Raw genomic sequence first — 22,153 nt, 5'->3', positions numbered from 1 at the left:
AATTTTAGAATTTGGGATTGGATACGGGATACTAATAATAGTTTTGCTAGTCTATACATGGTTATTCCTTGATTTTTGATAATATTTTACTTCTAATTGCCTGAACATAATTATAACCGGTGTATAAGGATTTTTCATCAATATCAGGATTTTTAGAATATCGGATATCCACTGCATATTCAGTAAAATTCGATAAAAAGTTTAAATCAATATCAATAGAAGAATCTATCTCAAAACAAATAGAGTATAGATTACTCAGTTCGTGGGTTCTTGGAAACCGTATTTCATTAAACTCAAGAAATGCTTTGAGATATTTCTCTGTTGCCTGTTGACAATGAAAACCAATATTTCTCAAAGATCCATTGTTATCAATTAGTATTTTTGCAGAATGTAAATCCTCATCACCATTTTTTATCCAGCTCATGGCATCATTATAGCTATTTCTCATATAATAAAATTCCCTCATAAAAAACATCATTCTCAAGTGCATTGATCTTCTTCTTATTATTTTCAAATTCGTCTATTGTTCTTACGATAATATCTTTCGGTTTTATTAGTTTGTGTAAGGATTTATAGTATTTTGCAGCTCTATTTTTTTCTTCTCCATTAGATTCCTCTATTATATAAAAATCTAAATCACTATCTTTATGCATTTGTCTACGAGCAGCAGAGCCAAATAAATACACTTTAAGCGGATTTCCGGAACTCGTAATTATTTCTAATGCTTGATTAATAACAGATCTCAAAGAATCCATTACTTCATCAAATAAGCTTAATTCACAAAGTTCATTTAGTTTATTTTGTAAGAAATTCTGATAATGAACCTGTTCATTGGAAATCGGGACGTTGAAATAAAAAACTCGAAATTGGATTCCAAGAACTTCAGCTTCCCTTTTATATTTTTTATAAATTGCAATTTTATCACGGATATTTTCAAAATTGGGAAAGTAAACAATTAAGGAATATTCTATCAAATTCCAGTTTTTTTCTCTGGCAATCTCATATCTCTTTTTCATTCGAGCTATAATTCCATCTTCTTTAAAGCTTTGAGATAAAGATTTTATTTCGATAAACACTACTTTAGAATTAGTTTTTTCTTGATTTTCAAATAAGAGAATATCAATCTCTTCTGGGTTTGGATAGCTTTTGGATTTAATTTTTTCTCCTAGCTTCACTATGCAGAATTTTGTTTCATCTAAAGAGTGGTACTGTCTGTTTGCAAAGTATTCAAACACTTTATATTCAACAAAAAATCCCAGAGATTTTTTGGAAAGAGAAGCATTTGAATCAAAATATATTAATAATAATTCGCCCAGGATAGTTTTTTTAAAAAGACCCTCTTCATTTATTTGAATTAATTTCCAATTTTCCAAATTCTTTTTTGCAACTAGAGGAATCGTTTGTGGATCGCTTAAAGATGCATCTTCCAAATACGGCAAATATAATTCAGCAATTCCTATATCAAAATTAATAGGTATAGGATTTATCTCTATTAAAGTATTACTATCTTCATAGATATAGTTAAGAGGAACCTGTTCTAATTGCCCGATGATTGTTGTGAAAGGAGTAAGTGCTTTATATCCACCGGAGATGTTTAAAATGACTTTTCCTTTATTTTTATAATCAGTAATGAGAGTATATAACTTTTGTATAAAATTTTCAAAACCCTGATTGATAACTTCCTTCTCCTCTTCAGATTTAAGATTGTCAAAAGAAACTTTTAGATTGGGGATGATGTCATTTTCTGAGAAAGTTATATTTATATTCTCTTTAGCAAATACTTCCATTATTATTTCAGATGCTAATCTTGATAGTACTGTTTCAGTAGCTAATAGATGAATGTTGATATTTTTATTAGGATTTTTTTCAATAATCTTATTAATACTTTTTATTTCTGCGGAAGCGTTATCGTTGTCTTTATAAAAAGCTTTGAAATCATTATTATTTTTTAAAACATTTCTATCATTTTCCGATTTCCTCCAATCATCAATAGAGTAAGCACACTTATCTAAATCCCTGTATATGTCTTTAAATTCAGAGGGAGGACTTTCATCTTTAATTTCGTAATATTTAAAAAAATTTGTAAATATTGAAGTTCCTACAGTTGTGATTATATATAATTCGTTATTCATTATTTTCTCCAAATTTGGCTAACTGAAATAGGCCGTATCCTTCTTTTTCTCGTTTTTCAGAAAGAGAATGATTGATGCATTCCTTAAATATTTTATTAGTATAGGTTACTTTTTCTTTTGTTTCTACAATGAAAATAGAACCGGAAGGATAAGCCTTATACATTGTTTTTGGTTTCTTATTTTTCAGATCAAATCCACCTATATAAATAGGCTTATATGTTATAGGAGTAATATTTTCTACTTCTACTTTTAAATATTCATTAATATACTCATAAATCTTTTTTGGAATTAAATCATTTGTGATTAAAGGAGTTTTTAAATAGAACTTAATATATTTAGATGAGAAGTTTTCTGATAAAAGAATGTCTGATTGTGGATTTATCGAATTAATATTGATGACTTTTCCTTCTCCACCCAATTTCAAAAGGGTTGTATCGGGTATAATGAACTCTTTATCTCCTTCAAAATTATAAGTTATGACAAAATGAAGTTTTCTGTCACTTTTAGATTTGTTAGCAGTTCTAATCATGTTAGTACGATATAGCATACCGTCTTTTGCTGCATGTTTTGTTCGTTCTCGACCTATTCCAATTTTAGGTTCATTACTGATAAAAGAATTGATGCTTTCTGTCTCAACTTTTTCTTTATTTGAAGCCTGAATATATTTTAAGAAAGTTCTTCTTGTAATAAAAGTATTCTCTAATCTGATAAGGTTTTCAGAAATATTATATAGAGGAATATTTTTTATTTTATTTTCTAAAGAAGTATTTTTTGAGGATATGAGTTGATAATCATAGTTTCCAGATTTTTTATTTTTGGGTTTTAAAATATCTGCCGGAGTTAGATAATAAAAGTATTTTTCATTTTTATCTGACAGTTCACAGAAATATATATCTGTTATGGCGATATTATTACTTGGATCATTTTCTGTCCCTGCATATTGAAATTCATCAGGGTATAAAGAAAAATAAGCACTCCTGAGTGCCCCATATATCACACTCGGGTTTGGAGGAAACATCCCTTCTGCCCAGGTTTCGTCTCCCATGTTGAAGGGTCTTCCATCCCGGAAAAACAATGTGTCTAAAGGTTCTATCATTACAGTTGGCATTTAAGCGGCTCCTTTATTTTCTTGAAAATAGCAATCAATCATTGCCCAGATGGCTTCTTCCCATGTATTCGCACCACTTACAAAAGGAGCCAGTTTTATAATAAACTCTTTTCGTAAATCCCCTGTTCTAAGTTTTTCTAAAGGAATTTTAGAAAGATTCTCTTTTACCTCATTAAATGGATAGTGAATCAAATCAGGAAAACTGGCGTATTCAATAATACGCCTGAGCTGAAATTCAGGACTCCAGTTCTCCAGACCGTCCCAAAAATATTTATGAAATCTCTTTTGCATGTTTTAAAATCTCTCCGGTAAGTTTTTTCATAAATTCTTTAAAATCCGGTTCTTTTATATTCTGTATCATAAAGACATCTCCTTCCAACTCTCCAAGACTTAGAGAAAGTAATGTACCCTCATAATCTAAAGGAACTTTTTTTAATTCTGCCCATTTGAGTAAATCTTTTAAGTCAAATTCCTTTAGTAAAAAAAACAGATCGAAATAATCTTTATAAGTTTTTCTATCATGAATAGCTGTAATTTTATTAGAAGCAATATTACTTTTTGTATCAAGTAGGATTCCTTTTTCTTTTATCCTATTTCCTATAAGTGGAAAATTTTCGTAGATAAACTCTATCTTCAAAGGATTCTCATTTTTATAAGCAAAAATACGCTTAAAGGATTTATTATTAATAGAAACTTCCAGTTTGAAATCTGTTTCGATTCTCTGAAACACTTTATTACATTCTAATTCAAAGATTTCTAATTCATCTTCCTGTCCCATAAAAAAGAAATCCAGATCATCCGAATACCTGTGGTTAAAATAGAATCTCGAAAGACAGGTTCCACCGGTGAGATAAAATTTGTCTGATTGCAGAAGAGAAAATATTACATCCTGCATGGGATAAAGAATCGTTTCGTAAAACTCTCTTTGTTCGGGACTTGCGAGTTTAAGCATTAGATACTCCTCTATACTGTTTAAATACCAATTCTGGCTCATATAACACTGGAACTCCACCAAAACTTCCACCCAGATACCATTTTTCAAAGGGAATATTCTTGCGAACTCCTTTGATAGAAGCGAGGTTATAAACTGTAGTATTACCATAATAATCTTTTTCGGTAATAAACATCTGGTCCCTACGAAACAAATCTCCATCCATAAGAGAACTATCATGGGTGGTAAAAATTAATTGAGAATTGTAAGGATTGTTCCTCTTACTGTGTATTAAACGGATAAGCATTCTGGTAAGATGTGGGTGTAAACTTTTATCCAACTCATCAATAACAATCAAATTTCCATGTTGTAAATTCAATAATAAGATACCACCAATAATTAGGAGTTTTCTTGTGCCAAGAGATTCTAAATCTAAAGAAAAATGGGATGAAGATTTTTCTTCTTCCTTTTGAAAAAAACGATGAGATGTATATATTTTTCCCGGTGACTTCTCTGAGAAAATATCCACAATGCCGGTATCGCTTGCTTTTAATAGTTCTAATAAATTATTTTTAAAAATAGGATCTTCTAATTTTTTATAAATTACTTTTACAATATGATCTTCAAAATTGTTATCATGAACAATAAAAGGATAAATCTTACCGGTAATATAAAGATAAGGTTCTTTTAAATGTTCTAATTTATAGCTGGCACTTTTAGATAAGAATAATTGATTGTCTAAAAGAGTATCTTCTATTAGCTTTTTATTACCTTTCAAGTAATCACCATATATAATTGGATTTCCAATTTTTCTTTCAAACAGTCTGGCATTTTGTCCTTTAGGATAAAAAGACAAAGACTCATAAAGAATATGGTTTTCATTAAATTCTATTTTATATTCGTATTTTATTTTTGTCTGTAAATCTTCATTTTCTACTAAAAATTTAATTTCGATTCTGCATGGTTCTTTCACACTAGTTTCTTCAAAGTGAAAAGGTTCATAAATTGGAATTTGTTGTTCTACTTTATAACTATCCGATTCCCGGAGTAACTTTTGTAGTTTTACCAGAGCATATAGAATATTACTTTTTCCGGAGGCATTCCTGCCATAGATAATTGTTGATTTCAACAAAGAGGATTCGTTCTCATGTAAAATCAAATTATCCGGCAACTCATTTTTCCGACTCACAGAGGCATTTGCCTGCATAGAAAAAGCCAATTCATCACGAATTGAACGAATATTTTTTACTTTAAACTCAATTATCACGGTTGTTAATCCTTAATAAATCCATTATGGGAAGAAAATATGCAAAATCAAGAAGAATTTCTGCTTTTGATGGTTCTTTGAGTATGTTTTAAGCACGGGAGTGGACCTCATTAATTGGATAAATAAGATTTATATTTTTTATGGAGTCTATAAAATCCTGTTTTAAGCTGTTAGGTGAATAATTTAAACTTATGCTTTCCTTTTTAGCATAAAGAATATTATACTCCTTTTTTATCTCTGAAATTACTTTTTTTTGTGTTGTATCTTTGATTAGGAGGCTGGAGTTTTTAGGTAATAAAACTGTATGAAAATCTAAAATAATAAAAAAGTTTTTTTGTTTTCTAAAAAATAAACTGGAAGCACTTCTATCTATAACATCTTTACCGGATATGGCTTCAATTAAAGCACTTGGAGCATTCTTTCTATCATAAATACTTCCATACCTATAAGATAATGGTAAACCGAAAATAGCTTTTTTAAATGATTGTGGTACTTCACCATTTTGCAAAAAGGTTTTAATCCCGTTATAATCTGATTTAGGCTTTCTGTCTCTGAAGTTTTTAAATTCTATTCCGATAAAATTAAGATCTTTATTTTCTATTAAATAAATTTTGCAGTTGCTTAAATTACAAAAATCAGGAGTTTTAGTAGATGATTTTATATTATATTTATTACTAATGATTTTTAAAAAATTAGTAATATAAATCTTGAGATCTTTATCATTTTCAATGAAATAATCTTGAGATAAAAGTCTTTGATTATCTGTAACCTTTTTTATATAGAAATTTCCACCTCCCCTTCGTGAACGACTTCCGACTCCACCAAAAAAAGATAGTAGAAAAAATGCATCAGAACACTCTAATAAATCTTTTTTAGAAGCAGAGCTTAGAGTTATCTGAAAAATTCCATTATAATATCTTCGTTCATGTTGCATTAATAAAGAATAAAATAAATAAGCTTCCCCTTCTTTTCCAGCTTTAGGAGCTTTTTTAATATTATCCCAAATTTCTTCTTTATAAGACGATTTAGAGATTTTAAGTCTTGATGAATCCACCCGCACAATCACCTTACTCCTTCCTTTCTCTGTTCCACCGAAGATTTCTTCTTCTTTTTCTCGAAGTTTATCTATGGGCATATTTCCGTGCATGGCTCGCCACCAGAAGCGCATGGCTCCTTTGATGGAGGGAGCACGTAGTTCACAATCATTAGGGTTGGCATTTCCCATAAACAGGGGAGTTATGAGTTCGCATTCGAAGGTTATTTTATGCATTGGCATGGGAAAGCTCCTTTTGTTGTTCCGTCGCTTTATCATCGTAAATTTCCGCTTCGGTATGGCGTGCTATGAAATCACAGATATGCAGGAACTGGATGAAATTTAAAAATTCTTTATTCCGATATAGTAGAAATAGTTGATTTTCTATAAATTGCTTTGTTTCTTCTTTTTGTTCCTTCGGAACTTTTCTCTGTGCTAATCTGGAAAGTTCAAATTTTAATATTTCGTCTTCTACACCGACCTCACCATTTTTATCAATCAAAGAAGCAAACTCTCTGTGGAAATCCGAGATAAACTTATTGGAAACTTTGTTTTTAGAATTGAGTTTAGCAGTTAATTCTTTGGAAACATCAACATGAAGGCGAAAAAGCGTTTTCTCGTCTTTAGAATACCACTTCATCCTTGTGGAGGGAGTCTCACCGGAATGCTTGAGAACGGTAATGGCAAAGGCATCTTTTTTTTCATCAATATCTTTGGCGTGTTCCAACATTTTCCGAGCTTCACCAAGGACTATCTTTAAAGGAATTTTATAGTGTGCAATGGCAATTCCTGCCGAGAAAGTAATTTTATCATTGAAACCAAATTTGTTTTTTAGAGGATTATTAACCTTTTCTTTAAATCTTTCCCGTAGTTTATCCAATACATCCCAGAGATAGTTTAAATTGACAAAAGCTAAAAAATCATCCCCACCGGCATAGACAGTCTTACCTTTTTCGTTCTGGATTAAAGAAGAAGCCTCTGAAGCGAAGTCACTCAGTTTCTCTGATAGCTCGGTGTGAAAGTTGTATAATTGAGCATCTCTTATATTTTCTCCCGACAACCATTTTCCCATACTGTCTCCATCAAAGGTCAGTATGGCGTAGTATTTAAAGTTATCCTGATTTTTATCTCCAAAAATATGGGTTTCAATTTTATCATAATTGAATTTAAAGGATTTATATATTTCAAAATAATCATTTTCATTGATTCCAAATTTCTTGAAATAGTTTTTAGAATGGTTTTCTTTAAAATAGAACTGTTCATCAAAATGGCCGATTTTTTGCTCTGTATAGCTTTTCAAATTATTAAGTAAGCAATTAGTAGAATTCATTTTCTCCAGATCGTGAAGTTTATGTTTCAAACAAATTCCGGCAGTAGAAGGAAAGTTTCCATCTATCTTATATAACCTTTTCAGCATACTCATTGCTGAAAGACCTTCCCCGGGTTGTATTTGTGCCAGAGTGAAAGGTTTTTGAATGGATTGTTCTAACAATATAACGTCTTCTTTTGATTGAAATAGTTTTTTTTCAAGAAGTCTGTTATCATCTTTATCATTTTCTGTTTTACGGTAAAACTTCACATTGTACTGACCATCTACAGAGCATTTTCTACCAACTTCGCCTTTGCCATTATTGAGCTGTTTGAATACACGAACATTCTTTATGGCTCCCAGGAGTCGCTCGGCTTCTTTATATGCAGTTTTGTAATCACTGTTATAATCTACGACTACCCAGAAGATTTCTAAGAAGTCTTCGATTTGTGCATTAAAACCTTCCGGTTTATCTATGTTTAGAAAAACGTCATTTACAATTTTTTCTTTAAAATGCCTGAGTTTTCTCTTTACTTCTTCCCCGAACCCCTGCGGATTCTCATGAGAAAACTCTGCTAAAAAACGGTTAGGATAGTATTTCAATTCATCCTGATTTGGAAATATTGGTTTAAAAGATTTAGCTTCCCTTTTTGCAATTGCCAGTGCCTGTTTGGCTAAATCACTGAGTAATTGACTACCGGCATACAAATCCTGAGTTTTTCTTGCCTGTGCAATAAAGCTCTGAACCGGACCTATACTAAAAAGAATTAGATATTTCTTATCCTCCATTACCTTACCTTCACCTCTCCCAGTCCGAAACTGGTCTGTTTTCCGATATGTAAAATTTCCATTGCCTTTATAAGCTCATAGGTCTTTTTATCCGGTTTTTCTAATAGAAAGCTACCCACAATTCCCCCCTGTTTGTGTCGGTTCTGTTTTCGATTCGAATACCTTGTCCAATCAACAAACTCCTGAGATTGGCAGGAAAGCCTTAAGTCCTCTATTTGCAGATCCTCATCTACCAATTCACCGTAGAAGGAATGCATGAGCCTGTAACGATGCTGTATACTTTTTTGAATGTCTGCGGCTTTCAATTCCTTGAAGAACTTTCCCTTTTCTTCAATCCGGGCAGGGGATTGTAACTGCAATTCGTAATCCGTATTTTCTCTGAATTCTTCCCTGCATACATATTCCTGAATGCTGATTTGTTCTAAGCGCGAAGAATGTAGCTTACCATCCTTATAAAGACTATTTCCATTGATTCCATCTTTTACGGAATCGATAGAGAAGGGGACTTTGCCTTTCCCCAGTCCTTTTTTGCCCATTAACTCAAAGGCATAGATGAGATAAGGAATATAAGCGGAAAAGTTCCCCAGGAGTGTGAGAGTAAATTTGAGTGTACCTGTTTCTTCAAAACTTCTCTTAGTCGGAAGAGACAGGTTATACGGATGGGGTTTGAAGCGAAAACCGGTTCCCGAAAGAGTCGGATCCTGGCTCTCAAACAACCTGTAATAGCCACAGGAGGACGAGAGGTGGCAGGAGGGACAATCTTTCCCGTGAACCACGCAGAAGGCTTCTTTCAGGGCATGTCCGAAGCTTCCCCGGATGAGAGAACCCGGGAAAAAAGGAAAGAAAAACTCAGCCTCCGGCTTTAGAGTAACCGACAGGCGGGTAAAGGATAAGCGGGATAATAATGACTTATTCATAGTTTTTGAATATAATTGAGCGATTGTCCATAATTTAACAAGTATATTTATTATGACAACTAAAATAACTTATTCGAAGTATTTGAAAAAACATCTCATTTTTTTGTTTATTTGTACGCCTGCGTCCTTTATTGAAGCCGGTATATACCTTATACTTGTCCCAAAATATGTAAAGGATAAGGCATGGAAGAAGAACAAATGGATATTGACTACAAGACCTGGAATAATGAGTTAAGTGATCTTAATGCAAAATCTATGATTGCTCTGAATTCTAAAGTCTATAAAGAGCTTGCAGAACTTTCCAAAGGGGACACCGTCATATTCTCAGGAAAATTTATTCGAGATAATAAAAGGGGTTTTGAACAATCCAATATGTTGGAGAGTTCTGTAGTAAGAGACCCTGAGTTTATCATCAGGTTCACATCTATAAAAAAGAAAAATTAATATATACGCCGGAGATACTATAATAAAGTATCTCCGGAAAGAACTTTCATGAGAGACGAAAACTATTTTTTAAGGAAATTACATTTTACTTCAGAAATCCTGAAAAGGGATCTGGATAAATTTTCTATTAAAGATAATGATTTATTAAAAAGAACTCTTTTTCAAGTCCTGGAGGAAATTAAAATTCTGGGTCTAATTGAATCGGGTTCCCGTTTCTTTTATCCGGAAAAAGAAGAGGCGGAAAATAATACATCAGCAAAAGAGATTGAAGATATACTCAAAACCTTTCATGATACCCTGGAGAAAGATGATTGGGGTAGAACTATAAAGAATGCAAAACGCATTATTAATGAAAGTGGTGAAAGTTTAAAGATTCGCGGAACCCGGACAGGTAGTTTTTTCTCGGTCTATAATAGAAAAAAAGCGAAACCGGAAGAGATAAAAGAAGCTGGCATCTATCGTTTATTGAGTATATTAACCCTTGCTATTATTAATCTGAAAGGTAATCTCGATTGGGATATTTTAAACCAGTTGTATATACAGGATATGCCGATAGCCTTCTTAACCTTTCTCGATATTTGCATTGAAAAAAGAATGATTGTTCAATTTTCTTACAAGAAGGACAGAGAAAATAGAGTGATTGAAATTAAAGACTTTGTGCCGGTAAAAATCTATGCAAAAGATGGACACTGGGTATTAATCGGTTGGGAGATAAATGAGAAATTTTTTAATCAATACCTGATTCATAGTATTCAAGCTCTATCTGCAAAAAAAGCATCTGTGAATGAATATTACTATTACCCGGAAATACCCGAATTTTCTATATCAGAGTTTTACAAAAATTCTTTTTCTCTCTCGACTAATTCGAAAATAGAGCCTTATGAAATTCACATAGCGGTTCCTTTTGAAAATTATTTGGCTCTAAGGAAACGAAAGAAAGGGATGCTAGGAGAGTGGGAGAAGAAGAGCGAGTATTATCTCTGGAAAGTAAAAACCTACGATAAAATAGAAGTCTTTAGTTATGTTTTTTATTGGAATGGAGTCTTGCAAATTGTAGGTCCTGAAAAAATAAAGCAGGAGTTTTTGGAGATCTTTCAAAAGTTCTATTAAGTCCCGCACTTACTACTCGATGATGTGGCTTTCGAAGACATTACCATCCCTGTAAGGACAGAATATGATCTGTCCATCCGCTTGAAACGTATGGAAGAAAACCCGCATCCCGGACAACAATTCCCGGCTAATTGTCACAGCGAGTTCAAAGGGAGGAATTAGGGATTAGTAGTTTTTCGTTTCTGACTGTCGGTTTATACTGCTGTATCGCTCAGCATAAGCACCGGCAGCCATGGGAAAATTATTTTACTTTTTAAAAAGTTCAAGGAGTTCGGAAGGAACTTTTACCAGCCTTTTACGGTAGGTTTTTTTATACTTTTTCTTATATTTAGAATGACAGCTCTTGCAGGAAGCCTTATAATCACCGGAACTGAGAGCTTTATTGACTATTTTTTCCCAGTCTTCTTTTTGGGATTCTAAAGCCATAGAAGGCATAACCTTAAGGCTTTCGACAAGCTTTTCTTTTTTTCCTTTCCTTGCGAGTTTGGTCGCAGGTTTGGTGTAGTCTTCCATGAAGTCATGAACGGTCATTTCAATGAAAGCTGGCTTTTCTTTAGGGACATCACCAGAAAAAAGAAGTTCGGTTACAAAAAGGGAAAAAAGTAGGGGTAAGGCATAGTAAAGTCGATTCATGATCTCATGATATTTCTCAGGATAGCATTTTCTGCCAGCTTTTTTTGATTTTCCGGGAAATGAGAATTCTCGTATTTCTTTTTTTTACTGTTTTTTTTTAGATATTTTCAGATTTTGGTACAAGGAGATAGTATATGGAACTTTTTTGGAACTATGCACTGTATATCGTGGCCATCATTGGGGTCGGAGTACCTATTTTCGGTCTGGGAGTAGCTCCCGGTCTTATCGTAAATCTTTTACTTACGGCTTTTGGTGCGAACTTTGCGGAACAATTAGAAAGAGAAGGAATCATTAAAACTTCCAAATAAACATGATTTTAAAACTTTCTAACGAATTACCTGCTATAGAGGATGTTTTAGAACAGTGGAAAACCATTCGTTCTGAAGTACTAAAAACCCTCGAGCAGGTACCGGAACACTTTTTTACCTATAAGCCGGAAGGAAACCCCTGGTCCATTTCTCTGCTAATGGAGCATATCTATTTGAGCCAGCTGAACTCCGTCAGACCGTTTCCGGCTGTACTTTCAGGTAAATTTGGTTCTGATTGTCCGAAGGACTATACTCAGAAATACTCATCTATTTTTGAGGCCCTGCAAAAACCCAGCGGGGTGAAGAACCCGGAAAATGTAGCTCCTAAAAACCAATACAGTAGAGAAGAAATTAAGGAACTTCTAAAGAAGGCAGAAGATAAAATGTTATCTGTCTGCAAAAATAAAACCAGAACAGAGCTGGAAAAACGGGGTTATGAGCACCCTATATTTGGTTTTTTGCATCTTTTTGATTGGCTCTGGCTTATGGGTCTTCATGAGTATTCTCACCTTATCGGTTTACAAAAACGTTTAGAATCTCAGGCCTAATTTGCTCATCTGGAATTTATTCTGGGAATACCCTCTTACAGCCGGTTTCACCTTTTTTTTGGTTCTGTTTTATTTTTTAGTGATACTTTTTATACCTACTTCTATTATAAATCATTACTTCCTATCCTACCCCGGTGAGTTTTTCCCCGATAACTGGACACTTTCCATCTTCTTTCACTCTTCACCGGGACATCTTTTTTCGAATGTTGCCTTTCTTTTTTTTCTCGGAAGAGTTGTCGAAGAAAAGGTGGGTAAAGTCAAGTGGCTTTTGTTTTACTTCATGGCAGGTTTTATTTCAGTAATTGCAGATTCTGTTATCAGAGGTTACATTTATCCTGATCCGCATCCGGTAGTCGGAGCCAGCGGTGCTATTTCCGGACTTGCGGCAGTTTCAGCCCTTCTTTCTCCTTTAAGTATTCGAGTGGGAGGTTACAGGGTTTTTTTTCCCGTTTTTGCTGTTGCCTGGATAATGATATACTCGGATTTTATTGGTTTATTTGAAGATGATAAAATAGCCCATTGGTCGCATCTGGCCGGCTTCTTCTCTGTTTTCGTAACCGCTTATCTTTTAAACCCCGAAGAAAGAGAAAAGCTACAAAAGGGTTTTTTGATAAACCTCGCTTTCTTTACTCTCACCCTTATACTTTTTTATCTCGTTTCTAACCGTTAGCCCGGTATAATCTCCTTTTCATCAAAGCTTCAAAATAAAAGAGTAGACGTCTTTTCTTTTTATGGCAAACATTTCTTCGAGGGACGAGTATGTTAGATAATACGAAAAAAGAAGAATTAAAATCCTTATTGAAAGAAGGAACTGTACTATTTCGCGAAGATAAGACCTGGGATGAAAATAGTTTTTTGAACTACGGAATGGATAGAACGAAAATCTATAAAGCAGATTTTGATATTTTAGCTTTTCCTAAAAATACAGAAGAAGTTCAAAGTCTTGTCTTATTTGCCAACCAGCATGATATTAAAATTGTGCCTTCAGGGGGTAGAACCGGTTATGCAGGTGGAGCTGTAGCTTCAAAAAAAGAAATGGTTATCAGTCTTGAAAAGATGGACAAAGAACTGGATTTTGATCCCTTCTTCGGTTCGGTAAAAGTTCAGGCCGGGATGATCAGTAAGAACGTGCATAAGTTAGTAGAAGAAAAAGGTTTTTATTTTCCTGTAGACTTTGCTGCAACAGGTTCTTCTCAAATAGGTGGCAATGTGGCTACAAATGCCGGCGGACTCAGAGTCGTGCAATACGGTCTTGTTCGAGACTGGGTGCTTGGTATGGTGGTGATTACCGGAGATGGAAAAAGGCTTGAGTTTAATGGAGAAGTATTGAAGAATAATACGGGCTATGATTTAAAGCACCTGTTTATCGGCTCAGAGGGAAGTCTCGGAATCATAACCGAACTTAGTTTGAAACTTACCTCGAAACCTCAGGATACCCGCGTTCTATTTTTAGCAGTATCTGATTATAAGAATATACTCAATATCTTTAAAGAAACCCACCAGTTTAAGCTGAACCTTTTGTGTTTTGAGTTCTTAAGTGATTATTGTATGGAAAAAGTAAAGGAACACCTGGGACTTTCTAATCCATTTGCAGTTGCTTCTTCGTATTATGTATTGATGGAATTTGAAATACAGGAAGAATCTGATGAAGAAAAACTTTTTACTTTTCTCGAATCTATCACAGAAAAAGAGCTTATCGACGATGGAAGCGTGGCTCAAAATTCAAGACAGGCCGAAACTTTCTGGAAATACAGAGAGGGGATTAGCGAAAGCCTTTCTATCAAGTATACGGTTCATAAGAATGATATATCCCTGCCTTTACGTAATATGGACGCGTTTATTTCTGAAATGCAGAACCTCTTGAATGAGAAATATCCCGGATTTGAAATTGCTCTTTTTGGCCACATTGGAGATGGGAATCTTCATTTGAATATTATAAAACCTAAAGATATGCTGGATCCGGACTTTTTTAAGGCCTGTAAAGAAGTAGACCCCGCAATGTTCTCTTTGATTCAAAAATATAAAGGTTCTATCAGTGCTGAACATGGTATCGGTCTCTTAAAGAAAGACTTTTTAGGTTTTTCCAGGACAGAAGCTGAGATAATATTTATGAAAGAGATTAAGAAGCTTTTTGACCCGAAAGGAATCATGAACCCCGGAAAAGTAATTTGAAAGGCTAATTCAAGATTGGAGATAAGTGCTTGGAACTAAGCTCTAATCTCCAATCAAACTCTGTTAGTGCTGGATTATTATTCCTCTTCTTTCGTTTGTTTATTTTTTTGGTGTTCCACTTCATTATAAGATTCAACTTCGCAGGAATCCAGATCATCCTTATTCTTACAATTTTTATAGTGGTATGTAAAAGAATCTTCGTCAAAATAAGAAGTCGAATAGTCTTTGCAATTCTTGAAGGAAACTCCACTCATTTGTTTACGAAAAAGAAACTGCCCCGGAGGATTCTACGCTTATAAGTCTTTACACGGTGGATCTATCAAAATAGAGTAGCAAAAAAATGGGAGAAAATATGCCAACTATTTTCAGTCATGCCGTTCTTGCATATGGAATCAAGTTTAGCTTGTTTCAAAGAAAAGACACCCTGTTGTTATTCGTAGCCATTCTCTGTGCTATCATTCCGGACTTAGATGTTGTGGCCTTCTATTTTGGAATTCCTTATTCACATATTTTCGGACACAGGGGAATCAGCCATTCTATACCTTTTGCACTACTATTTTCTTCTTTTCTAATCCTTTTGCTCTATAAAACAAAGAAAATACAGCAAAAAGAAAGTTGGAGAGTTTTTTTCCTGTTCTTTTTATCTACCCTTTCACACGGATTAACAGATGCTATGACAAATGGAGGTCTTGGTGTATGCTTTTTTTGTCCCTTTATTTCTAAGCGTTACTTCTTTTCTTATAGACCCATAAAAGTATCTCCCATAGGAGCATACTTTTTTTCGGATAAAGGTCTTCTTGTACTATTTTCTGAGTTGACGTATATCGTAGTACCTGTGTTTTTAGGGTTATACGTCCTTTTTATAGGAAGGAAAATATTCAACAGGAGGATATGAAAATGAACAGAGCGTTAAAAAATTTTTTCTTCCTGTTATTAGCAGGTCTGATAACAGCTATGTCCATCTCTGCAAAAAATGGTCCTATGGTTAAACTCAAATGCTCTGATAATGCAGATTTTACTCCGGGACTCGATAAAAAGTTGGTTCAAACCCTATTTGCTCCGAAAGGTTTATGGCCAATTACCTGGAAATACTCCTGTATCACTGCAAATAAAACACAGGCCATTGTTTCGGTTAACGGAAAAGATAAGGCAGAGTCCTGGCAGCTATGGTTGTTAGAATACTCAGGAAAAAACTGGGAAGTTAAGAGAAATTTCTTTAAGAACTGTACCGGTAAATACAGCCTTGTAGACATAGATGGAGACGGCCAATCTGAACTCTGGGTAATCTCCGGTTGCATAGAAAAAGGCCTGGTCAAAGAGAAAGGACTTTTATTATCTATTAAAGATAATTCTTATAAAGTTCTTTTTAGTTCTGAATTCATCGGGAATAAACTTGAAAACCAGAGCTCTACAGAACTCACCTGGCACAAGATCAAGTTTGAAGATATTGATGGAGATGGAGTCAAGGAAATCATTGATGAAAGAGTCAATGAGGAATACAAGAAAACAAGTGGCAACCGTTTACGTATCGTTAAAATAAAAGAAAACCGAAAAGAAATTGTATATAAATACAATGGAAGAAACTTCATTGCCTGGAAGTAGTTTCTGTTCTAATCAAAGACCGGGGAAAGAACCGTTTCGCAAAGAAGGGTAAAATCCCCGCACATTTAAAATACTGCTTACAGCGTGTCTTAAAACAGGCTTATCTATTAAAGAAAAGCAAGCTGCAAGAGCCTGTAGCTTCATTTTCAGATTATATAAAATTGCTTTTCTGGAATACGGAATACATTTCCACTCCGATCTCCTGAAGAGCTTCTTTTCCACCTTCTTCTCTATCCAGAATGCAAATTCCCTGTTTAACCGTGATGCCATTATCCCTTAAAGCATGAACAGCTTTGATAGTGGAACCTCCTGTGGTAATCACATCATCTACGACAAGACAGGTCTTAACGGATGATAAAGCCCCTTCTATTAACTTTTTAATTCCGTGATCTTTCGTTTCTTTGCGGACAATCAAGGGATACACAAGTTTATCCTGTCTGCTAAATTCAAGGGAAATCGCATAGGATATGGGATCTGCACCCAGGGTCAGGCCTCCTATGGCTTCAGGAGTGCTGACTATCCGGAGAGGGATTAATTTCTCAACAAAATAACGCGCCAGTAATTGCAGTCTTTGCGGATGCATACTGATTTCTTTGCAGTTGAAATAATGATGGGATGTTTTACCGGAAGCAAGGGTGATAGGTGTGTCCGAGTATCTGTATACATGTTTTTTCATGTATTCAAAAAGTGTATCATAAAGGTTTGAAGTATCCATACTGCGGATAAACAATTTACGGCCTTTTCTGTAAAGCCTAAAAATTCCTTTCCCTCCAATCACCTGAAGGGATTTTCTGTATTTTGGCCGGTAGATCTTTTCCGGCAATATACAAATAACAACCCAACCTATAATCAAATATACGTTTATATTCTCCGCTTCGAATCCCCTCGTATTCATCCAGACTGTAGAGGGTTTCATGACTTACAAGGTAAATATCTCCCCGAATCCAATCTTTTGAATCCTCAGAAGGTACAGCATAAGGGTAATATCGGTTACTATAAAGTTCATAACCATAAATCAGTACATTAGATTCTAATAATGTAGTATTTTTCATAAATCGATTTCCTACCTCACCCGCTCTTAAGGTTCCGTATACAAAAATAGGAATTGTATCTACAAATAGTTCCTGATAAAGGTCCACCGGTAAATACACAATATCCAGATACCGGCGAATTCTCGGTTCAGAAAGAAAGGAAGAAGAACATTGTTTTGTTCTTTGATATTCATCATGGAGTTGAAAATCTCCGTTTTTCATTTCGCTTATCCGGCAAGGCTCATATAAAAATTTTAAATCGACGAAACCTTCTAATTCACCAAAAAGAATGGCATTTTGCGAGAATTGATACGCCAGGTGCATGGCTTCCGGTAAAGAAATTCCGGCAACAAAGAAGCTTTCTTCTCTTTCCCAATCCTTTTTCTTCGATTGACTATAGCCGGGCAGTATCCAGCGTTCTTTACGTACAAGTTCCGCTTTTAAGCTTTCTTGCCTCTTCACATTTTCTGAGTTTTCCTGAAGTAAAGAATTCGGGTTATAGGCGGTAATATAAGCAAATGTTTTGAGTTTTTTGAGATTTAATAACTCAAGTAGTTGCTCAGGTAAAGGAGAACCCGGTATCAGTTGAAATGGCTTCTCTTTAAAAAATACCAGATAATCCGTATTCACGTACGCGTTTAAAAGTCTCTGATTCACTTTCCTACCCGAAATAATGGAATATATATACCCATAATTTACCCAATATTTCTACTTCGAAAAAAATAAAAGTAAACAAAAATTTTACTAAGCCTTCGATTATGGCTCCTACTTCAAAGAACCCGTTGACAGTTCTTTTTATCCTAAAAATTATGTGTTAAAATCAGTATCCCTTCAAAAAAGCCGGGAGTTTTTTTAATACATAGACTCGCTCACTTACCGGAAAAAATGAGGGCATACTAAAATTATTTAAGTAGAAGTCTCTTATGAAAAAGTTTTTCCTATTATTAACCAGTTTTTTTGGAATCCTGCTCGTTGTTTTAATCGCCGGAATTTATTTTTTAAGCTCTTTTATTACCCCTGATCTGGTGGTTCGTCAACTTGAAGCCTCCTTAAATTGTCGAGCTGAAATTCAGAAGATAAATATTAACCTCTTATCCCTGTTTTCTTCTATTGAGGTGCAGGGTATTAAGGTCGGTAAACGTGATCTGCTGGCAGATAAAGGAACTCCTCTCAAAGAGAGAAAACCCCTGGAGAATGAAATTTTAGGGATAAAAAGCGTAGATTTACAACTCAGCCTCCTTCCTCTTCTGGAAAAACGTTTTGAGGTAAAAAAATTCATCCTTCAGGATATGAATGCCAATATAGTCCTGAAAGAAAACGGCGGAACTAACTTAAATACCCTTTTTACCATGCCGAAAGTAGTAAACGGTAAATTGAACCCGGCTCTGGACCCAAAAGAAGCTGAAAAAGATAAAGCTAATGAGAGTAAAGAAGCTGAAAAACCTTTCAATATAAAAGAACTACCGATAGCAGCCAAATTAGAGCAAATCGGATTAAAAAATGCCGGTATTAATATTTACGTTCAGAAAACTTCTCAGTTTTTAAAGATTTCCACCCTGGATCTCGTTATTGGGTTTATTGATGTAAATCCTAAGGATCTCGAAAATCACAACTCCATAGATTTCACTTCCTCCTCCCAATTGCTTGTTTTAAACAGGAAGAAAGAAGAACTTTCAAAGTTTCTTTTAGCTTCCAATGGAAAAGTCGCTCCTTTTGATTCCAAAACCGGTGGGATAAATCCCATGCTGAATTTTAAGCTAAAACTTCTGAAAGGCTCCTATGTGACAGCAATGGCTGCTTTTGATGCTCTGAATTCACAATTACAGGGGCTACTTTCTTCGGACATGAAATCCCTTTCAGAAAAAGCGGAACTCGAAGAGGATGCTTCCTTTCAGGCCAGTTATGGACATGGGGTTCTTACTTTTAAGGATGATATTCGTCTACCTACAAAACATTATACTATGTCCTTGAAAAAAGAAAGCTGGATCCAGGTAACCAATAATCAGCATCTGTTTCATGCAGATATGACCTTTTCCAGGAATGATTCCAAACCCCTGATCGATTCCATCCAGACTTCTTTAAAAACAGCTCAGCTGAGTGAAGAAAATTTAAAAAAAATTCAGGATAAAATTCTTTCCGGTTTCATCAAAGAGGATATGCTATTTTTAACCTTTAAGTCCAGCGGTAATGTTGCAAACCCGGATCTTAGTATCGTATCTCCTCTTCCTTCTTTAAAGGATATCCTGAAAGACGCTCTTTCAGAAGGTTTAAAAGACAAGTTCCAGGAAGAATTAAAAAAGAACCTGCCCGGTGTTGACTCTTTGAAAAAACTTTTTTAATGGAAAAGCCCGTTTATCTAACCTATCAGGATGAAAAGGGAGATATTACCGGTTTTGAGAAGTATGAAGCCAATTCTCCCTTTTCTGTCCCGGCCTTTTTAGAATCGGCCGGAAAAGGCCGTTTACTGCTGGATTGCGATGAAGATTCCTTTCTTTTTTTACACGAAAAAAAACGAAATCCTCTTTCTTTTCGAGAAGTTCAGGAAAATTTTCAATTAGGAGAAGGGTTATACCCGGTAATTTGCCTGGATACGGATAAACATATTTTAATGCAAGCCTTTACCGATTGTAAAGGTTTGCAAATGAGCTTTAAAACACGAAAAGCCTCTTATTTTAGCCGTTCTAGAAATGCTAGTTGGTTGAAAGGGGAAACTAGCGGACATTATCAGCACCTTATTTCGGTTCATTTTTCGGAAAGTGAAAAGCTTCTTTTGTATTATGTAGAACAGGAAGGAGCTGCCTGTCATACCGGACGTTATTCCTGTTTTTATAGGGAATATAAGGAGAATGACTTGTTACATATAGTAGGAGAAAATAGGTTTATATCGAATGTTAGATACAATCAAAAACGCTCTTAGAAATCCGAAATTCTATTTATACCTTATTCTTGGAATCTTCATTCTAGCTATTTCAGGTTTTATGTCTGTACTCTGGTTAGATACGGTCAAGGGTGGACCGATGGGAAGGGGAGATAAAAAAGTAGAGTTTATCATTAATCCGGGAGAGGGCTCTACTGAAATTATCCGCAGGTTAAAGCGGAATAAACTCATTCGTTCCAGTTATTACTTCCAGCTTCTTTTGAAATTTACGGGCAATGCCAGAAACTTGAAACAGGGAATCTACAGTCTCGATGATAGCATGGACGCTCAAAAAATACTTTCTGTTCTGGTAGCGGGAAAGGTAAAATTACGCTCTTTTACAGTTCCGGAAGGTTATAATAACCGACAAATTGGTGACCTGCTGGTGAAGAAGAATATAGCAGAGTCCAGAGACGAATTTTTACAGGCCGCTTCTGATAAAGAAATCCTGGAGAAATTTAAGATTCCGGCAACAACTTCTGAAGGTTATCTTTTCCCGGATACTTATTGGGTTCCCTATCATTATAAAGCCAGAGATATAGTTCAACTGATGATAAGAAGTTTTATTAGGAATTTAAAAAAAATCCCAACAGCAAAAGGTTTTAGCCCGGAAGAAAGACATAAACGAGTGATTCTTGCTTCTATAGTAGAGAGAGAAGCTCAGAGGGATGAAGAAAGACCTATGATGGCGGGTGTTTTTCTCAAGCGAGTTGAAAAAGGTATGAGACTCGAAAGTTGTGCTACTGTTCAGTATCTATTTGATAAACCTAAAAAACGTCTTTTTGAAATCCATCTAAAAAAAGAATCACCGTATAATACCTATCTACATAGTGGATATCCACCGGGACCCATTTCAAACCCGGGTTTCGCTTCTTTAAAAGCAGCCTATGAACCGATTGATTCAGGGAATCTTTTCTTTTTACTCAAACCAGATGGCTCTCATTATTTTTCTCAGACTTTAACCGAACATATCAAGGCTAAAAAGAAATACATTGATTCTAAGTATAAATAATCTGAATAAGTTTTAAAATCGTGAGTGAGCCACCGATGGCTCACTCGCTTCTTAATTAGTAATATACGTCAGAAAAATTAATTCCGACACCTATATTAAAAGTAAAACTTCTCAGGGTTCGGTAAGTTGAGAATTGATCGGCCATTATATGACGGAATTTAAAATTTCCTTCAAAGAATGTATACAAATAGGAATTAAAGTGATAGTTAGCTCCTCCACCAAAACCATAACTAAATCCTCTACCGTTGGTTAAGTCATCACTTGTCCTTAGATAGTTTTCGTAAATATCCCTGTGAATGCTATCTCCTCCGGCAAAAATTAAGCCAAGTGAACCACGGACATAAGGGTCTAAAGCCTGATTTGTAAAAAAGTGATAGGTAACAACAGCTTCAGGACTGAATTCCTGGTAAATGGACATTTCCTTGGGTGCCGTTATTATCTGACCGTAAGCGAGAAGCTCTTTTGCTATCCTCTGCCTTTTTGCAATAATCGAATAGTAACTAAAATTAACACCTATGCTGATATTGTCACTATAGCCCATTTCGTATAGAATATTCACGGGCCCTGCGCCCTCATAATTGGGCTGGTGATAAAAGGCTCCGGAGCCATATACACTATTCGCAATATTTCCATTAAATACTTTTAGCATTAAAAGTCTATCATAGCCTTTCTCGGTACTGAGTAGGGAACCCGTCGGAGAAAATAGACTATTCCCAAAGGAAAATGATAGAGAGCGAAATTTTGCATTGTATCCTAAGATAGGTTTTTTGTCCTCGATTACTTCTTTTTTCTTTTCGGGAGCTGCTTTTTCTTCTGCTCCTATTCCTATAGTCAGAGTTGTCAAGAAAACATAAAACAGAATAGTAAAAAATACTTTCATTAGATATCCT

General features: G+C 34.8%; 25 protein-coding genes. 11 read left to right on the top strand and 14 right to left on the bottom strand.

What is annotated here, in order from left to right; genetic code table 11:
* Positions 1-61: 61 nt before the first annotated feature.
* The 9 genes from H7A25_01600 to cas6 form a co-directional block, all read right to left on the bottom strand.
* A complete protein-coding gene (locus tag H7A25_01600) occupies positions 62-448 on the bottom strand; it encodes a HEPN domain-containing protein (protein MCP5498571.1) in 387 nt (128 codons plus the stop codon).
* Complete coding sequence (locus tag H7A25_01595; protein ID MCP5498570.1) at positions 438-2,132, bottom strand: nucleotidyltransferase domain-containing protein; 1,695 nt, start codon at positions 2,130-2,132, stop codon at positions 438-440. Before H7A25_01595 ends, H7A25_01600 begins: the two co-directional genes overlap by 11 nt.
* Positions 2,125-3,228 (bottom strand): type III-B CRISPR module-associated protein Cmr3, encoded by a 1,104-nt coding sequence (gene cmr3 / locus H7A25_01590; GenBank protein ID MCP5498569.1) that lies wholly within the window; start codon positions 3,226-3,228, stop codon positions 2,125-2,127. Before cmr3 ends, H7A25_01595 begins: the two co-directional genes overlap by 8 nt.
* A gap of 12 nt (positions 3,229-3,240) precedes the next feature.
* On the bottom strand, positions 3,241-3,531 hold the full coding sequence (locus H7A25_01585) for a hypothetical protein (GenBank protein MCP5498568.1): 291 nt from the start codon (positions 3,529-3,531) through the stop codon (positions 3,241-3,243).
* Positions 3,512-4,192, bottom strand: a complete 681-nt coding sequence (locus H7A25_01580; protein ID MCP5498567.1) for a nucleotidyl transferase AbiEii/AbiGii toxin family protein — start codon at positions 4,190-4,192, stop codon at positions 3,512-3,514. The genes H7A25_01585 and H7A25_01580 overlap by 20 nt, the downstream gene beginning before the upstream one ends.
* On the bottom strand, positions 4,185-5,438 hold the full coding sequence (locus H7A25_01575; GenBank protein ID MCP5498566.1) for an ATP-binding protein: 1,254 nt from the start codon (positions 5,436-5,438) through the stop codon (positions 4,185-4,187). Before H7A25_01575 ends, H7A25_01580 begins: the two co-directional genes overlap by 8 nt.
* 88 nt (positions 5,439-5,526) lie before the next feature.
* Entirely contained in the window at positions 5,527-6,714 is a 1,188-nt protein-coding gene (cmr1, locus tag H7A25_01570; protein ID MCP5498565.1) for a type III-B CRISPR module RAMP protein Cmr1, read from the bottom strand.
* Entirely contained in the window at positions 6,701-8,569 is a 1,869-nt protein-coding gene (gene cas10, locus H7A25_01565; protein ID MCP5498564.1) for a type III-B CRISPR-associated protein Cas10/Cmr2, read from the bottom strand. The genes cmr1 and cas10 overlap by 14 nt, the downstream gene beginning before the upstream one ends.
* A complete protein-coding gene (gene cas6 / locus H7A25_01560; protein ID MCP5498563.1) occupies positions 8,569-9,486 on the bottom strand; it encodes a CRISPR system precrRNA processing endoribonuclease RAMP protein Cas6 in 918 nt (305 codons plus the stop codon). The genes cas10 and cas6 overlap by 1 nt, the downstream gene beginning before the upstream one ends.
* A gap of 183 nt (positions 9,487-9,669) precedes the next feature.
* Here cas6 and H7A25_01555 point away from each other — a divergent pair, with 183 nt between their 5' ends.
* A complete protein-coding gene (locus tag H7A25_01555) occupies positions 9,670-9,930 on the top strand; it encodes a hypothetical protein (protein ID MCP5498562.1) in 261 nt (86 codons plus the stop codon).
* Positions 9,931-9,978: 48 nt separating this feature from the next.
* Positions 9,979-11,040, top strand: coding sequence for a WYL domain-containing protein (locus H7A25_01550; GenBank protein ID MCP5498561.1), 1,062 nt, complete (start codon positions 9,979-9,981; stop codon positions 11,038-11,040).
* A 246-nt stretch (positions 11,041-11,286) separates the two neighbouring features.
* Here the strand turns inward: H7A25_01550 and H7A25_01545 are convergent, their stop codons facing one another.
* The gene (locus tag H7A25_01545; protein ID MCP5498560.1) at positions 11,287-11,673 is read right to left on the bottom strand and encodes a hypothetical protein; all 387 of its coding nucleotides are present in this window, start codon (positions 11,671-11,673) and stop codon (positions 11,287-11,289) included.
* Positions 11,674-11,807: 134 nt separating this feature from the next.
* On the opposite strand from H7A25_01545, the gene H7A25_01540 reads away from it, so the two are divergent.
* The 4 genes from H7A25_01540 (at position 11,808) to H7A25_01525 (ending at position 14,701) form a co-directional block, all read left to right on the top strand.
* On the top strand, positions 11,808-11,981 hold the full coding sequence (locus H7A25_01540; GenBank protein ID MCP5498559.1) for a hypothetical protein: 174 nt from the start codon (positions 11,808-11,810) through the stop codon (positions 11,979-11,981).
* 2 nt (positions 11,982-11,983) lie between these two features.
* Positions 11,984-12,529 carry a DinB family protein gene (locus H7A25_01535; protein ID MCP5498558.1) on the top strand — a complete coding sequence of 182 codons (546 nt, stop codon included), beginning with the start codon at positions 11,984-11,986 and terminating at the stop codon, positions 12,527-12,529.
* 7 nt (positions 12,530-12,536) lie between these two features.
* Complete coding sequence (locus H7A25_01530) at positions 12,537-13,199, top strand: rhomboid family intramembrane serine protease (protein MCP5498557.1); 663 nt, start codon at positions 12,537-12,539, stop codon at positions 13,197-13,199.
* Positions 13,200-13,288: 89 nt separating this feature from the next.
* Positions 13,289-14,701, top strand: coding sequence for an FAD-binding oxidoreductase (locus tag H7A25_01525; protein MCP5498556.1), 1,413 nt, complete (start codon positions 13,289-13,291; stop codon positions 14,699-14,701).
* 77 nt (positions 14,702-14,778) lie between these two features.
* Here H7A25_01525 and H7A25_01520 read toward each other — a convergent pair whose 3' ends face one another.
* Entirely contained in the window at positions 14,779-14,955 is a 177-nt protein-coding gene (locus tag H7A25_01520) for a hypothetical protein (GenBank protein ID MCP5498555.1), read from the bottom strand.
* Between the two features lie 98 nt (positions 14,956-15,053).
* Between H7A25_01520 and H7A25_01515 the strand changes: the two genes are divergently transcribed.
* Together H7A25_01515 and H7A25_01510 are read left to right on the top strand one after the other, a co-directional pair.
* On the top strand, positions 15,054-15,596 hold the full coding sequence (locus H7A25_01515; protein MCP5498554.1) for a metal-dependent hydrolase: 543 nt from the start codon (positions 15,054-15,056) through the stop codon (positions 15,594-15,596).
* A 2-nt stretch (positions 15,597-15,598) separates the two neighbouring features.
* Positions 15,599-16,303, top strand: a complete 705-nt coding sequence (locus H7A25_01510) for a hypothetical protein (GenBank protein MCP5498553.1) — start codon at positions 15,599-15,601, stop codon at positions 16,301-16,303.
* 151 nt (positions 16,304-16,454) lie between these two features.
* Here the strand turns inward: H7A25_01510 and pyrE are convergent, their stop codons facing one another.
* Entirely contained in the window at positions 16,455-17,018 is a 564-nt protein-coding gene (pyrE, locus tag H7A25_01505; GenBank protein ID MCP5498552.1) for an orotate phosphoribosyltransferase, read from the bottom strand.
* A gap of 37 nt (positions 17,019-17,055) precedes the next feature.
* Complete coding sequence (locus H7A25_01500; protein ID MCP5498551.1) at positions 17,056-17,991, bottom strand: DUF3293 domain-containing protein; 936 nt, start codon at positions 17,989-17,991, stop codon at positions 17,056-17,058.
* A 266-nt stretch (positions 17,992-18,257) separates the two neighbouring features.
* Between H7A25_01500 and H7A25_01495 the strand changes: the two genes are divergently transcribed.
* From H7A25_01495 to mltG, 3 genes are read left to right on the top strand one after another with little or no spacing between them, the layout of a single operon-like run.
* Positions 18,258-19,673 carry a hypothetical protein gene (locus tag H7A25_01495; GenBank protein MCP5498550.1) on the top strand — a complete coding sequence of 472 codons (1,416 nt, stop codon included), beginning with the start codon at positions 18,258-18,260 and terminating at the stop codon, positions 19,671-19,673.
* The gene (locus tag H7A25_01490; protein MCP5498549.1) at positions 19,673-20,251 is read left to right on the top strand and encodes a phosphoribosyl-AMP cyclohydrolase; all 579 of its coding nucleotides are present in this window, start codon (positions 19,673-19,675) and stop codon (positions 20,249-20,251) included. Before H7A25_01495 ends, H7A25_01490 begins: the two co-directional genes overlap by 1 nt.
* A complete protein-coding gene (gene mltG, locus H7A25_01485) occupies positions 20,223-21,263 on the top strand; it encodes an endolytic transglycosylase MltG (GenBank protein ID MCP5498548.1) in 1,041 nt (346 codons plus the stop codon). Before H7A25_01490 ends, mltG begins: the two co-directional genes overlap by 29 nt.
* 55 nt (positions 21,264-21,318) lie before the next feature.
* On the opposite strand, the gene H7A25_01480 is transcribed toward mltG, so the two are convergent.
* Positions 21,319-22,143, bottom strand: coding sequence for a hypothetical protein (locus H7A25_01480; GenBank protein ID MCP5498547.1), 825 nt, complete (start codon positions 22,141-22,143; stop codon positions 21,319-21,321).
* Positions 22,144-22,153: the final 10 nt, after the last annotated feature.

Source organism: Leptospiraceae bacterium, from assembly GCA_024233835.1.
Taxonomy (GTDB): domain Bacteria; phylum Spirochaetota; class Leptospiria; order Leptospirales; family Leptospiraceae; genus JACKPC01.
This window is presented reverse-complemented; position numbering and strand designations above follow the sequence as displayed.

Coding starts and splice junctions, on each gene's coding strand:
- H7A25_01595 (MCP5498570.1), bottom strand. CDS start 2,132: ATGAATAACGAATTATATATAATCACAACTGTAGGAACTTCAATATTT.
- H7A25_01535 (MCP5498558.1), top strand. CDS start 11,984: ATGATTTTAAAACTTTCTAACGAATTACCTGCTATAGAGGATGTTTTA.
- cas10 (MCP5498564.1), bottom strand. CDS start 8,569: ATGGAGGATAAGAAATATCTAATTCTTTTTAGTATAGGTCCGGTTCAG.
- H7A25_01490 (MCP5498549.1), top strand. CDS start 19,673: ATGGAAAAGCCCGTTTATCTAACCTATCAGGATGAAAAGGGAGATATT.
- H7A25_01580 (MCP5498567.1), bottom strand. CDS start 4,192: ATGCTTAAACTCGCAAGTCCCGAACAAAGAGAGTTTTACGAAACGATT.
- cmr1 (MCP5498565.1), bottom strand. CDS start 6,714: ATGCCAATGCATAAAATAACCTTCGAATGCGAACTCATAACTCCCCTG.
- cas6 (MCP5498563.1), bottom strand. CDS start 9,486: ATGAATAAGTCATTATTATCCCGCTTATCCTTTACCCGCCTGTCGGTT.
- H7A25_01540 (MCP5498559.1), top strand. CDS start 11,808: ATGGAACTTTTTTGGAACTATGCACTGTATATCGTGGCCATCATTGGG.
- pyrE (MCP5498552.1), bottom strand. CDS start 17,018: ATGGATACTTCAAACCTTTATGATACACTTTTTGAATACATGAAAAAA.
- cmr3 (MCP5498569.1), bottom strand. CDS start 3,228: ATGATAGAACCTTTAGACACATTGTTTTTCCGGGATGGAAGACCCTTC.
- H7A25_01480 (MCP5498547.1), bottom strand. CDS start 22,143: ATGAAAGTATTTTTTACTATTCTGTTTTATGTTTTCTTGACAACTCTG.
- mltG (MCP5498548.1), top strand. CDS start 20,223: ATGTTAGATACAATCAAAAACGCTCTTAGAAATCCGAAATTCTATTTA.
- H7A25_01600 (MCP5498571.1), bottom strand. CDS start 448: ATGAGAAATAGCTATAATGATGCCATGAGCTGGATAAAAAATGGTGAT.
- H7A25_01515 (MCP5498554.1), top strand. CDS start 15,054: ATGCCAACTATTTTCAGTCATGCCGTTCTTGCATATGGAATCAAGTTT.
- H7A25_01545 (MCP5498560.1), bottom strand. CDS start 11,673: ATGAATCGACTTTACTATGCCTTACCCCTACTTTTTTCCCTTTTTGTA.
- H7A25_01550 (MCP5498561.1), top strand. CDS start 9,979: ATGAGAGACGAAAACTATTTTTTAAGGAAATTACATTTTACTTCAGAA.
- H7A25_01520 (MCP5498555.1), bottom strand. CDS start 14,955: ATGAGTGGAGTTTCCTTCAAGAATTGCAAAGACTATTCGACTTCTTAT.
- H7A25_01495 (MCP5498550.1), top strand. CDS start 18,258: ATGAAAAAGTTTTTCCTATTATTAACCAGTTTTTTTGGAATCCTGCTC.
- H7A25_01585 (MCP5498568.1), bottom strand. CDS start 3,531: ATGCAAAAGAGATTTCATAAATATTTTTGGGACGGTCTGGAGAACTGG.
- H7A25_01555 (MCP5498562.1), top strand. CDS start 9,670: ATGGAAGAAGAACAAATGGATATTGACTACAAGACCTGGAATAATGAG.
- H7A25_01510 (MCP5498553.1), top strand. CDS start 15,599: ATGAACAGAGCGTTAAAAAATTTTTTCTTCCTGTTATTAGCAGGTCTG.
- H7A25_01525 (MCP5498556.1), top strand. CDS start 13,289: ATGTTAGATAATACGAAAAAAGAAGAATTAAAATCCTTATTGAAAGAA.